This is a genomic window from Mongoliitalea lutea, assembly GCF_014652135.1.
GTDB lineage: Bacteria > Bacteroidota > Bacteroidia > Cytophagales > Cyclobacteriaceae > Mongoliitalea > Mongoliitalea lutea.
Map to the genome: position 1 here is coordinate 85,036 of NZ_BMYF01000021.1, position 12,329 is coordinate 97,364.

Consider the following 12,329-nt stretch of genomic DNA (forward strand, 5'->3'; position numbering starts at 1 on the left):
AAAGAAACATTCTCTTAGTTAATTTAGGATGGGGATATTTTTTCTGTGTAATCTGAGCAATCTGTGGACTAAAGATAAGAGGATTGGGTTGTCCACAGATTACACGGATTGTCACAGATATTTTTTGTAGGGGATTTATGAGGGATAGTTAAGACCATTGGTTGGCTGGCATAAGCTACTTAGGCTGTCCACAGATTACACGGATTTTTTTGAACGTTTTTTTTTGATGGAAACATAAGAACCTTGGCAGGAAAGAAACAATCTCTTAGTTAATTAAGGATGGGGATATTTTTTCTGTGTAATCTGGGCAATCTGTGGACTAAAGATAAGGGGATTGGGTTGTCCATAGATTACATGGATTGTCACAGATGTTTTTTGTATAATATGTGAGCTGAATTTTTACGAATTTTATGTTTCTAGAAATTAGTCGTTTAAGTTGTAAGTAGAGTTAGGAGTTTTTGAGATGTTTACCTTATTTGGGAGGAAAAAAACATCCATTATGAGTTTTATTTACAAATCTGAAACTTACAGGATTATTGGAGCTGCTATGGAAGTCCATCAAGCTTTGGGAAATGGGTTTTTAGAGAAAGTTTATCATGAGGCTTTTAAGATTGAGCTGGATAGAAAAGGTATTAAGTTTTTCCCTGAACATAAATTACCTGTAGAGTATAAAGGTGTTCTGTTGCCAACTCACTACTATGCCGATTTTTTATGTTTTGATAAGATTATTGTTGAAGTAAAAGCATTGTCAGAGTTGAGTTCAGAACATTATTCCCAAGTTTTGAATTATTTGAAAGCTAGTAAATTGAAGGTGGGGTTATTGATTAATTTTGGTTCAGAGTCACTAGAGTATAAGAGGATAGTCCGATAAAAAAAGGTAAGATTTCATAATTCGTCAAAACAAAAAGGAATGGTTCTGTTTGTCCACAGTTTATCGCAGATGTTTTTTGTAGGGTGTTTTTTTGAGGAATAAATAAGATCATTGGTAGGATAGAATTAAGTTCTTAGGCTTTTTTGAATGGTGAGATTCTTATTCTGTGTAATCTGAGTAATCTGTGGACCAACCTAATCAAAGTCGTAGGTATAGGTGGACCGTAGGATTTCTAGTTGGACAGTGGAGTTGGTGGATTGAATGATTTTCCATTCTTCTTGGATGGTGCCGCCCCAGAAACGCATGTTTACTCGGATAATATCCCCACCTCTAGTCCATGTTCCAGGAAAATCTGCTGTGATGACGGGAGGAGTTCCACAGAATCCATTGATGCTCCTATTGACCATACGACCGTTTGGTTGAAAAATATATCCGAAAGTGTTTTCCGGTAGCGATGATCTTGAACTTAATGTTTTACCATCCTCTTGCTGGCTTTGAACTTCCCACACACCTATAGGGAATGCCCCGAGGTCTGGGATTTCAATCCCATTTTCCATGCATCCACTCAAGATCATTAAAAAAGCGAGTGACAGTATCCATTTTTTCATAGCTGTTGGGGGTTTTTAATAGAGACGGAGACAAATCATCTAGTGTCTCAATTCAATAAATAAAATTCCTGATAACTCTTCTTTTCCCAACTAGTAATTATGGATTGATTATGTTTACTTGTACAGATTGAGTTCCTTGCGGTGGCTTTTGTACGATGAATGTATTGCTCTTGGCTGGTAGAAAATTTCCATCCTGTTTATGGTAAGGAATGGTGTCTGACAAGAGCAGTCTTTTGTCTTTGTCTAAATAATCAATGATAAATGTCATTGTTGCATAATCGATCTCAGAATTGTTCGTAACCGAAATACGTACGAGATCATTTTTCATCTCTTCTACCTTGACCTCTATACCATTACTGGTGCATGCAATAGCAGCCAATAGTAGGATTAACCATATTTTTTTCATCGGTTGATTGAAGATTAGAATTGAACAAAGATCTTACTATAAATTAACGTTTAGCTCTCGTGTAGACCTCATCACTAGCCATTTCATCATCTGCAAGGATTGTCAAGGTACTTCTATCAGCAGACAGCATAAATCGACGATTGGTGATGGCGCCAGGCGTATAATTTCTTTGAACCATCTCCTCTCTTGGAACAAAAAAGGAGCTTGGAATACCTATAGGTGCATCAAGCATTTCTTCTACTCTGAAACTAATCTGATCTTGAGTGGTGCGGAATGTGCCATTCCAAATGAGTTGATATCCAAAGTTGGTGCGCTCCCCTGGATTTCGGAAAGCCCATGCCCATGAATAGGTGCCATCCCCGTTAAAAGTGTAAGCAGTTATGGAATTGGTGTTCAGGGGTTCATTAAAATGGACAATTTCCCAAGTTCCAACTAATTGAGGATTGAATGCTGGTTCTTTTTCAGCACATGCAACTAAAAAAACAAAACCAAGAAGCGTTAAAATCAATTTCATATGTTTCATAAAGTAGTAGGGCCAAGTTAAATCACTGGAAGTTAGGAAGAAAATTGGAGATTTTCGAATCGTGTTTGCAACCTTCTTAGCAGGTTCACGCTAAGTTCGCTAAGGCTACATGCTACGGCCGCAACGTTGGTGTCTTGAATTGAAAATACTTGATATCCTTTGAAAATAAACTTCCTTTTCACCTGCCCCAAAAATAGGGCCGATACTTGTGCTGCGCTTGTCGAAGCAGGCATATATCAATTTATATCGCGTAAGCATATTTCATTTTTTTCATCCCATTATCCTTCATCTTTCATCCTTCCCCCTTCCTTCGTGTCCTTTAACCTCCCCGCTTTTTTAAGCGCCTCATGAATGAGCCATTCAATTTGACCATTGGTACTGCGAAATTCATCTGCCGCCCACTTTTCTACAGCCTGCATCATCTTCTCGTCCAATCGTAGGGCAAATGGTTTCTTAGCTGGCATAATCCCCTCCTTTTAATTCTCTAAACTGCTCAATAACTTTCTTTATTCCCTCTGGCTTTTGGGTGCCGAGTAGAAATTTCTTATCCTTCAAGTGGACCACTAGTCCATGCTTTCCTCTGACATTGTAGGCCCACATGAAAAAGTTGTATCGGATACCCCAGCCTCCAAATTTGAAGATCGAATTATACTCAATAAGTTCTAGCTTTTGGATATCTTCTAAATTGTATTTTCTATCTCCTATGAAGGGAAAAAAGCTAAATGTTAGGCCACTTTCATCGATTCGGGTTTTTAATTGCATACTTACAAATAAAACAAGCACAGTGCCCAAAATTACAACCAAAGGAACCAACTCCCAGCCCTCCATTGGTTGAGAGGCTATGCCATATATACTGATAGCAGATACTAAAATCAATAACCCCCAAATCCAAAGCTGAGTAAACCGCTGTGTTTCGTTGAATGTGTATCTAGCCATATGCTTACTTGATTTTTATAATCCAATTTGCGATATCCTGAATTACCTGCTCCGAAACAAAGACCTGATCAGCATAGGCCTCCATGCCGATTTTTCCATTGGATGGGCGCATCAAATGGTCTAAATTGGGATAGGAGATAGTGGTTGCCTGCGGTAAGGCTTGTTTCCATCCATGAAAGTCATCCATCGTCACCTGATAATCTTCCTCTGCTTGTAGGAGTAAGATTGGAACACTTAATGATTGCGCTGTTGCTACCTGATCGTAGGCACGCAAGGACTTCCAATAAGCAGCGGGCTGCCCTAGGGGCAATTCATCGTCAGCAAGTTTATCCCCGGAGGCAAGTCTATCTAGGTTAGCAACTTTTCCCTTTAATTCATCCAGTACACGGTCCTTGGATGGATTGCCATCTAATAATTTCTCAAATTGCTCTACGATTAACACTTCCAAGGGTCTGGAATTTCCAGCCATGATGATGATGCCTGAAACTTGGCTTCTGCTGGCAATTCTTGGAGCGAGCATGCCACCTAAGCTGTGGCCTAGCACGATTATTTTAGTGTATTTACCTGTTTTTTGAGCAAACTCAATCGCAGCTACCGCATCATCTACCACTTCTACATCTATCGTGATATCCAAACCTTCCTCTTGGATTTGTTGGGCAGCGGAAAATGTGCGTTTGTCAAAGCGAAGGGTTGCGATCCCCAAACCTGCCAAACCTCTTGCCATATCCTGATGAGGTTTATTTGGGCCCACAGTGGAATGCCTATCATTGGGTCCGCTGCCACTTACGAATACAACAAGCGTGTTGGTGTTCGCCTGCTTGGGCGTTGTCAAGGTACCGGAAATGGTGAAGGTGCCTGAAGCAAGGGAAATATCCTCTTCCTCATACTTTTCAGGATGATCATAAGGGGCTTTTTTCTCCGAGTCACTAGGAGAAGTTTCCGCTTGGAAAGGTTGAAAGGCAATGCCAGTTAACTTATTTTCCTTGCTAAAGACGCTGATGAAAGCCAAACTCATGACTCCAAATTTGATGGGTTGAATGATTTGGATATTTTCCCCCAATTTGTTTTCTATAGGATCCACAAGTTCAGGAGCGGCTTTTCCCAGTTGGGATTCCAGTTGGTTCCAAATCCCTGCAACTTGATCGGCAGGAACGGCTTTGAGGAGTTCATCGGAAGCATAGCGGGCATATAGTGCTGCTTCGCCTTTTTGCAATTCTAATAGCATTTCTCTTGCGAGTGCTTTTAGTTCTGTTTGTGCTTGCCCAACACTGCTCCATCCTACAAATAAGCAGGTGAGCAATGCGAATGTATAGTTACTTAGTTTTTTCATAAGTTGTCTTTTTCCATTCGTCAATAATACGCTGAATTTCTTCTGGCTTTTGTGTGCTGAATACATACTTTTTTTGAGCTGTCTGCATGATGACGATGTAGTCTGTGTAAAAGAGATAGGCCCTTATGGTACGAGAGAAACGCACACCTGGTCCACCATAATCCATTAATCCATCTGATTTCTTTACTTCTATGGATAAAATTTCTTCTGGTTTAAATTTTTTCCATCCATTGACAAGGGGAGGGCTTTGGAAAGCTAATCCATAGGAATCTACCCTTAGGATTAGCCGAATATTCATGAGTAGGGTAAATGCCGAAAGCATTATTCCAAAGACTATAAGGATTACTTGCCATCCATCATCCCCCAATTGACCAACGGCATACAAAACAATCAGTAGGAGCAATGTGGGAATCTCCAAAAGGATGATTGCCCACATGATGATTGTCCCTCTTAAATCCAGCCGTTCATTGACTACCATAGCGTCATTGATTCAAAGTACCGACATTTAGTACAGGACTAGCAGCTCTATCGGAACAAAGGACCACCATCAAGTTACTGACCATGGCTGCTTTTTTCTCCTCTTCGAAGTCCACAATGCCTTTTAATTTCAGATCTTCCAATGCCATTTCTACCATTCCTACGGCGCCGTCGACGATTTTTCTTCGGGCAGCTACGATGGCCGTAGCCTGCTGTCTTTGCAACATAGCAGAAGCAATTTCTTGAGCATATGCCAAGTGGGAAATTCTCGCTTCAATAACCTTGATGCCAGCATGATGCAGACGTTCGGCAATTTCCGCTTCTAAGGAGTGATTGACATCTTCTACACCGGAACGTAAGGTTACCTCCGCATTTTCAGCTTCGAAGTCGTCATAAGGATACTTTCCAGCCATCTTTCGTACGGCAGCGTCTGTTTGAAGGTGGACAAAGTTTTCATAGTCTTCTACCTCAAAGGTAGCCTTGAAGGTGTCTTGTACTTGCCAGACAACGATGGTCCCGACCATCACAGGGTTTCCGATTTTGTCGTTGACTTTTAGAGGTTTGTTTTCAAAGTTTCTCACACGGAGAGAAATCTTAGTCTTGGTCATGAACGGATTCACCCAAAAGAATCCATTGTCTTTGACAGTCCCTTTGTAGGCTCCGAACAAAATCAGAACCATAGCCTTATTGGGCTGCAAGGTGAAGAATCCTGGGAGAATCAGAATAAATCCCAAGGTACATATGATCCCCAGCAAAACCTGTTTGTTTGCAAAGGAGATTCCGATGGTGGGTAAGAGGGCTATTACGATAAAAATCATCAAGTAGCCAGAGAGTGGTTTGGTTAGCTTTTCCATATTGGTATGATATTGAAATGATATCATAGCAATATACTTGTTTTTGGAAAAAAAGGTTGGGTGTGCAAACAAAATTTTTTTCTTTCGTTATAAATCATATCCAATCAACGTTTTTAATAGATGAAAAAAAGTAAAATAATTCTTTTGGTTTTTGAGAACAGATACTCGGGAGGAAATAATCAACTATTATACGTCTCGCCATCGTCAATTTGCAGATTATTTGATGGCCTTATCCGAAGATTGTCCACCTATCATTATTCGATTTAAACTTAAAAAAGCTTATGGCTGATTGTAAGATTCCGCTTTCGAGTTTAAAGGCTAAATAGGCCAAAAAACTGATTTGTAAACTCCAATAGTCTTTTTATCAATATACAGGAATAGCACAATGTTAAAAAAGACCTTCGAGATACCTGAAATCTCAAAGGTCTTCTGTCTTTATTAATTTGCTATTAGGAAAGCCCCAATCATCTTTTTAAGAATAATTGGTTATCCCAAATGCACCTAATAATATTTCGCCGCTCTTGTCTACCAAAGGTAGAAGGCTTATATCAATTTATAGGGCATACTTGTGCTGAACTAGCAGAAGTAAACATATATCATCCTTTTTTCCACAAAATTAAAATCAAGTTGATTTATTTTAAGCTAAAATTGCCATAATTTCATGAACGAGAAAATAGTTTTTTTAATATTTTCCAGCCATTATACAAGATTATTATAATTAGAGCTATTAGTGCCAAAAAAATAATCGATATAACAAAGAGAAAGATATAACTGTCGATATAGTTTTTCACAATATTTTTCGTTTAGGGCTGAAGATAAAACCATGTTACATTACCGGAGCATGCGGCAATTTTTATCTTGATATAGTATGTTTCGAAAGTTACAAAGTGAGCTCCATTTATCCAATGATTAAATGTTGGTTAATAGTGCTTTATGGCGCATCTTTTGCCGTAATTTTTGATAGAATTCAAGCTATACGCAACATAGTGCTTTTTACCGCTCTTTTTATTGAAATTTTAAAAATTAGCTCAAGATGACTTTGCTTCCTTAGCAAAAAGAACTCCACAAACCCATGGGGAACATTATAAGTATCTCGGAAATTATTTAGAAATATTTGAATTAATGCGTAGCTATTTAACTGCATACAAGTTAGAAGCCCCCAAACTTTTGAAAATACTAATCTTTAATTTTCTCTTTTCAAATGGAGATGCTCACTTTAAAAATTTTTCTATACTAGAAACATCTTTCGGAGATTATCGACTAAGCCCAGCCTATGACTTGCTCAATAGCCGTATTCATATAGAAGATCGAGACTTTGCATTAGATGATGGTCTTTTGCCAAGAAATCTAGCCCATGGCACTATTGCTATGCAATTTGCCAAACTAGCGAAATTAGCTGAAATCAATGAAAAGACTTTCCAAAATATATCATAGCATTGATGATTTCAAAATCAGATTTAGTTGAAAAAATGGTGGCTGCTTCCTTTCTTAATGACACTACTAAAAGAAATTATTTCCAGTCGTTTCAAGGTCACTTAAAACAATTGACTAAGGTATGAGCTATAGTTGTTATAAGGGATTTTTGTCAAACAAGTAAAAAACTTCACTTGGTATGAGGGACAAAAGCTTAGTGAAAATAGAAGACCTTATAAAATAATATTCCTAAATAGCGCCATATAGTATAGGAAAAGACCTTTGAAAAATTAGAAGTCTCAAAGGTCTTTTTCTTACATTTAAGGGGTTTTTCCAAAGGGTTACTCCATTTAAGAAGAATAGTTGGAATTCCACACGCCCCTAATCTTTCGCCGCTAGGCATATTTCTATTTATTTGGCGCAAGCATATATTGTCACGTCCTGAAATTTCTTGATTCTTGTCTCTTGTTTCTTGATTCTAATCTCCTACCATACGGTAGGCAAGCTCGCCTCTTAAGTGAGCATCGCTCCATCCACTTGAAGTACTTGCCCTGAGATATACGAACTCATATCTGAACCTAAGAATACACAGGCATTAGCAACTTCTTCCGGTTGGCCGCCTCGCTTCATTGGAATGCCATCTCTCCAGCCTTGAACGGTTTTTTCATCCAAAACAGCAGTCATTTCTGTTTCGATAAATCCTGGAGCTACAGCATTGCAGCGGATATTTCTGGATCCTAATTCCAAAGCCACTGATTTCGTGAAACCGATGATTCCTGATTTGGAAGCGGCATAGTTGGCTTGACCTGCATTTCCTTTGATACCTACCACTGAAGTGATGTTGATTATGGAACCTGCTTTGGCTTTCATCATGGTTCTGGTAGCCGCTTTTACGGTATTGAAACAGGATTTTAAATTTACTCCAATTACTTCATCCCATGCTTCTTCGCTCATGCGCATCAATAAATTGTCACGGGTAATCCCAGCATTATTGACCAATATATCCAATGAACCAAAGTCAGCAACTACCGAGTTGACCAATTCTTCTGCCGCTTTGAAGTCGGAAGCATCTGAGCGATAGCCTTTGGCCTGTATACCAAATGCTGCCAGTTCATTTTCCAAGGCTTGGCCTTTTTCTACGCTGGAGAGGTATGTAAATGCTACATTGGCACCTTCCTGTGCATAGCGGATGGCAATGGCTCTTCCGATTCCTTTAGAAGCTCCGGTGATCAGAGCGGTTTTTCCTGATAGTAATCCCATGAGAATATTTTTTTTAAAACAATCGCCAAATATACATATTTGCCTGCCATGCCCCAAATCCTGTGAATTTGTTCCCCTTGGGCAATTGCCGTCCTTTTTGGCAGGCTTTTACGTGGAGGCTTCTTATATTTGCTAATCAGAAACAAAATAAACTCAAATAGATATGCTGAAAGGATTTTTCAATGTGCCTACTCCGCACAATGAGCCGGTCAAAAATTATGCACCGGGTTCTCCTGAGAGAAAAGAATTACAAGCGATGCTTCAAACCTTGCGTTCCCAACAAATCGATGTGCCCATGTACATCGGTTCGGAAGAAGTAAGGACCGGCAAAACCCGAACCATGTCTCCTCCTCATGACCATCAGCATATTTTGGGTCAGTTTCACGAGGGTGATGCTTCCCATGTAGAGCAGGCCATCAATGCTGCTTTGGGAGCGAAATATGCCTGGGAAAATATGGAATGGGAGCAGCGTGCAGCGATTTTCTTGAAAGCTGCCGATTTGCTTGCCGGACCTTACCGTGCCAAATTGAATGCAGCAACTATGCTCGGTCAATCCAAAAATGCCTATCAGGCAGAAATTGACTCTGCGTGTGAATTCATCGATTTTTTGCGATTCAATGTCAAGTATATGACGGAAATCTATGCACAGCAGCCTCCAGTATCTGGCAATGGTGTATGGAACCGCTTAGAGCAAAGACCATTGGAAGGCTTCGTATTTGCCTTGACACCCTTCAATTTTACGGCCATCGCAGGAAATCTTCCTACCTCAGCTGCCATGATGGGCAATACCATTGTGTGGAAGCCTGCCTATACCCAGATTTATTCTGCCAATGTATTGATGGAAATCTTCAAAGAAGCAGGCGTACCGGATGGAGTTATCAACTTGGTATATGTAGATGGACCAACTGCCGGTGATGTGATTTTTAATCATCCAGATTTTGCCGGTATTCACTTTACAGGTTCCACGGGGGTATTCCAGCACGTGTGGAAAACCATCGGTACCAATATTTACAAATACAAGTCCTATCCTAGAATTGTTGGTGAGACAGGTGGAAAAGACTTCGTCATTGCGCACAAATCATCTCATGCAAAGGCAGTTGCTGTCGCCTTGTCCAGAGGTGCTTTTGAATTCCAGGGGCAAAAATGTTCGGCAGCTTCCAGAGCCTACATTCCATCCAATATTTGGGAGGATGTGAAAACATATTTATTGGAAGATTTGGCAAGCATGAAAATGGGTGGTACGGAAGATTTTACCAACTTTATCAATGCGGTAATTGATGAAAAATCGTTTGACAAAATCGCCAAATACATCGATAATGCTAAAGCAGCTCCTGAAGTGGAAATCATTGCAGGTGGAACCTATGATAAGAGCAAAGGGTACTTTATTGCACCAACGGTCATCGTAACCAAAGATCCGATGTATGTGACCATGCAGGAAGAAATCTTCGGTCCTGTACTGACGATCTACGTGTACCATGCGGAGCATTTTGAAGAGGCTTTGGAGTTGGTGGATCAGACGTCTCCATACGCTCTGACAGGTGCTGTATTTGCGCAAGATCGATATGCGTTGGAGTTGGCTACGAAGAAATTGAAGAATGCAGCTGGTAACTTCTATATCAACGATAAGCCAACCGGCGCAGTCGTAGGACAGCAGCCATTTGGTGGTGCAAGAGCTTCCGGTACCAATGACAAAGCCGGTTCTATGATCAATCTCTTAAGATGGGTATCTCCGAGAACAATTAAGGAAACCTTTGTGCCTCCAGTGGATTATAGATATCCGTTTTTGGGTGAGGATTGAGAAGCGAGAGACGAGAAGCGAGAAGCGAGAAATGAGAGTTTAGACTCAAGAAGCAAGAGTCAAGACAAATGAAATATGCTAGCGCGAAATAAAGTTGAAATATGCCTCTACTTGTGGTAGACAGGTTCGTCGATATATTGGAGGCGTGTAGACAAGAGAATTATTCTTAAAAAATGTGTCAAGTAATTTCAGTAGGAGACAAAGATCTAATTTATAGACTTGTACCAGGAACCAAGTACGAAGTATAAAGAAGGGATTTTGGAAATAGAAGTTTGAAGATGAATAGACCTTTGAGATTTTTGGAATCTCGAAGGTCTTTTTTTTGGAGCTAATCGATATTCTTGACTTTTATTTGTGAAAGTTATAGTTGGTTTTGATATTTTTATTAGTTTAGTTGTTTTAATGAATTTGATGGTTGGATTTAATTTCTTTTATGGTGAAACGATGGTTTTTTAGTTTTGTGATTGTTGCTTGTCTGAGTGCTTGTGGTGGTTCCATCCAAGATATGGCTATTTTAAACTTGGAAGATTATAAAGTCGGCGAAATGGTTCTCCACAAGCCTGCGGAAATTCAGTCCATTCGTGTTACCAAAGTTTTAGAGCATAATGGGAAGAAGTACGCTGTTTCGGAGTCCATCAATGCCTACGATCTGTATGCTTTTGAATCGGGGTTGAGGACCTTTTCCTATCGTATTCCTTTGGAAGGGCAGGAGGCTATGAAAGGAGGGATGAATGGTTCGGCTGTAATTTCACCGAGTGAATTTGTACTGTTTAATCAGTCAGGATATTTTCATCAGTATCTGGATGGGAAACCCAACCATGCACAGCAAGTCCCTCTCAACGAGATACTCAACCATCGGTTTACTCAGGTTTCCAAACAATCGGGTAATTTGATAAAAACTTCAACTGGGAGCTACCAAGTAATCCTCAACCCATTTGATTTTATGAATTCCAATGGAGGTTATGATCCTGATTTTCGCTCTTGGTTACTAGAAATTAATCGGGAGCAAGGAGTAGGCTGTGTTGCTGATTTCAAAGCTCCTTTTGATGAGGCTTTTAAAGATAGTCAAACGGTAACACTGACCAATGGAGTTTATAACCCGGATCGAGATGAGTATTGGCTTCAGTTTGCTTTGTCGGATTCCATTTATCAGTTTAAATCCTGTCAGGTAGTGCAGAAAAAACTGTTGAAATCTATTGAAAATCACACCTATTTGCCTGATCTGGTTCAAAAACAAGGGAGGAATACCCGCTGGAATCCTAATCCCAAAAGTCATAAAAATGTACACTTGCTGTACGATGAAAAATCCCAGCACTATTTCCGATTTGTTCAGTTGCCACAGAGTATCAGTGAAGAAGATATACTAGCGATGGATTTAAGAGAAACGTCCAAAATCCCTAAGGATTATCAGCTATTGGTGTATGATGAAAACTGGAAGCTTTTGAAGGTATTTCAATTTTCAGTTTCGGGAGGAGGTTCATTGGAAAGTGTGTTTATCGATAATGGATTACTATACCTCAATCAATTTGAGCAAGAGTCCGAAGATGAGTATGTCTTGATTTCCTATGACTTGAATAAGATGTAAATATTCAATTAAGAAATAATGGTCTTTAGCTTTAAGATTTTGAAAGAGTCTCTCGCAGATAAATCAGATTGAGCAGATTTGACGCAGATATATTTGATTTCTTAAGCGCTCCTAAAACTGCGTCTTGGCGTGACACCTTTCTCTTAGCGCCTTTTGTCTCTCACAGATATAGGAGATTTGGCAAAATGTCTCTCACAGATAAAGGGGATTGAACAGATTTGGCACAGATACAATTTATTTCTTTAGCGCTCTTAAAACTGCGCCTCCT

General features: G+C 39.7%; 12 protein-coding genes and 1 pseudogene. 4 read left to right on the plus strand and 9 right to left on the minus strand.

Going from position 1 to position 12,329, the window contains the following annotated elements:
* The first annotated feature begins 499 nt into the window (after positions 1–499).
* On the plus strand, positions 500–871 hold the full coding sequence (locus IE080_RS15770) for a GxxExxY protein (RefSeq protein WP_189584805.1): 372 nt from the start codon (positions 500–502) through the stop codon (positions 869–871).
* A gap of 194 nt (positions 872–1,065) precedes the next feature.
* Here the strand turns inward: IE080_RS15770 and IE080_RS15775 are convergent, their stop codons facing one another.
* From IE080_RS15775 to IE080_RS15810, 8 genes are all read right to left on the minus strand, one after another.
* Positions 1,066–1,479: a hypothetical protein gene (locus IE080_RS15775; RefSeq protein WP_189584808.1), complete on the minus strand. Its 414-nt coding sequence runs from the start codon at positions 1,477–1,479 to the stop codon at positions 1,066–1,068.
* A 97-nt stretch (positions 1,480–1,576) separates the two neighbouring features.
* A complete protein-coding gene (locus IE080_RS15780) occupies positions 1,577–1,885 on the minus strand; it encodes a hypothetical protein (RefSeq protein ID WP_189584811.1) in 309 nt (102 codons plus the stop codon).
* 43 nt (positions 1,886–1,928) lie between these two features.
* Positions 1,929–2,399, minus strand: a complete 471-nt coding sequence (locus tag IE080_RS15785) for a hypothetical protein (protein ID WP_189584814.1) — start codon at positions 2,397–2,399, stop codon at positions 1,929–1,931.
* A gap of 287 nt (positions 2,400–2,686) precedes the next feature.
* A complete protein-coding gene (locus IE080_RS15790; protein ID WP_189584817.1) occupies positions 2,687–2,872 on the minus strand; it encodes a type II toxin-antitoxin system antitoxin in 186 nt (61 codons plus the stop codon).
* Positions 2,862–3,344: a hypothetical protein gene (locus tag IE080_RS15795; RefSeq protein WP_189584820.1), complete on the minus strand. Its 483-nt coding sequence runs from the start codon at positions 3,342–3,344 to the stop codon at positions 2,862–2,864. Before IE080_RS15795 ends, IE080_RS15790 begins: the two co-directional genes overlap by 11 nt.
* Positions 3,345–3,348: 4 nt before the next feature.
* The gene (locus IE080_RS15800) at positions 3,349–4,674 is read right to left on the minus strand and encodes an alpha/beta hydrolase (RefSeq protein WP_189584823.1); all 1,326 of its coding nucleotides are present in this window, start codon (positions 4,672–4,674) and stop codon (positions 3,349–3,351) included.
* Complete coding sequence (locus IE080_RS15805) at positions 4,658–5,152, minus strand: hypothetical protein (protein ID WP_189584826.1); 495 nt, start codon at positions 5,150–5,152, stop codon at positions 4,658–4,660. Before IE080_RS15805 ends, IE080_RS15800 begins: the two co-directional genes overlap by 17 nt.
* Before the next feature lie 4 nt (positions 5,153–5,156).
* The gene (locus IE080_RS15810; RefSeq protein ID WP_189584863.1) at positions 5,157–6,005 is read right to left on the minus strand and encodes an SPFH domain-containing protein; all 849 of its coding nucleotides are present in this window, start codon (positions 6,003–6,005) and stop codon (positions 5,157–5,159) included.
* Positions 6,006–7,085: 1,080 nt separating this feature from the next.
* On the opposite strand from IE080_RS15810, the pseudogene IE080_RS19540 reads away from it, so the two are divergent.
* Positions 7,086–7,439 (plus strand): annotated as a pseudogene (locus IE080_RS19540) (HipA domain-containing protein); the annotation flags it as partial.
* A gap of 492 nt (positions 7,440–7,931) precedes the next feature.
* On the opposite strand, the gene fabG reads toward IE080_RS19540, so the two are convergent.
* On the minus strand, positions 7,932–8,678 hold the full coding sequence (gene fabG, locus IE080_RS15820) for a 3-oxoacyl-[acyl-carrier-protein] reductase (RefSeq protein WP_189584829.1): 747 nt from the start codon (positions 8,676–8,678) through the stop codon (positions 7,932–7,934).
* 163 nt (positions 8,679–8,841) lie between these two features.
* On the opposite strand from fabG, the gene pruA reads away from it, so the two are divergent.
* Both pruA and IE080_RS15830 read left to right on the plus strand, forming a co-directional pair.
* Positions 8,842–10,476, plus strand: coding sequence for an L-glutamate gamma-semialdehyde dehydrogenase (pruA, locus tag IE080_RS15825; RefSeq protein WP_189584831.1), 1,635 nt, complete (start codon positions 8,842–8,844; stop codon positions 10,474–10,476).
* 433 nt (positions 10,477–10,909) lie between these two features.
* The gene (locus IE080_RS15830) at positions 10,910–12,061 is read left to right on the plus strand and encodes a DUF4221 family protein (protein WP_189584833.1); all 1,152 of its coding nucleotides are present in this window, start codon (positions 10,910–10,912) and stop codon (positions 12,059–12,061) included.
* The last annotated feature ends 268 nt before the right edge of the window (positions 12,062–12,329 follow it).

Bases quoted from the DNA above. Each gene is read 5' to 3' on its own strand.
- IE080_RS15795 (WP_189584820.1), bottom strand. From the start codon at position 3,344: ATGGCTAGATACACATTCAACGAAACACAGCGGTTTACTCAGCTTTGG.
- IE080_RS15830 (WP_189584833.1), top strand. From the start codon at position 10,910: ATGGTGAAACGATGGTTTTTTAGTTTTGTGATTGTTGCTTGTCTGAGT.
- IE080_RS15770 (WP_189584805.1), top strand. From the start codon at position 500: ATGAGTTTTATTTACAAATCTGAAACTTACAGGATTATTGGAGCTGCT.
- pruA (WP_189584831.1), top strand. From the start codon at position 8,842: ATGCTGAAAGGATTTTTCAATGTGCCTACTCCGCACAATGAGCCGGTC.
- IE080_RS15780 (WP_189584811.1), bottom strand. From the start codon at position 1,885: ATGAAAAAAATATGGTTAATCCTACTATTGGCTGCTATTGCATGCACC.
- IE080_RS15805 (WP_189584826.1), bottom strand. From the start codon at position 5,152: ATGGTAGTCAATGAACGGCTGGATTTAAGAGGGACAATCATCATGTGG.
- IE080_RS15775 (WP_189584808.1), bottom strand. From the start codon at position 1,479: ATGAAAAAATGGATACTGTCACTCGCTTTTTTAATGATCTTGAGTGGA.
- IE080_RS15800 (WP_189584823.1), bottom strand. From the start codon at position 4,674: ATGAAAAAACTAAGTAACTATACATTCGCATTGCTCACCTGCTTATTT.
- IE080_RS15810 (WP_189584863.1), bottom strand. From the start codon at position 6,005: ATGGAAAAGCTAACCAAACCACTCTCTGGCTACTTGATGATTTTTATC.
- fabG (WP_189584829.1), bottom strand. From the start codon at position 8,678: ATGGGATTACTATCAGGAAAAACCGCTCTGATCACCGGAGCTTCTAAA.
- IE080_RS15790 (WP_189584817.1), bottom strand. From the start codon at position 2,872: ATGCCAGCTAAGAAACCATTTGCCCTACGATTGGACGAGAAGATGATG.
- IE080_RS15785 (WP_189584814.1), bottom strand. From the start codon at position 2,399: ATGAAATTGATTTTAACGCTTCTTGGTTTTGTTTTTTTAGTTGCATGT.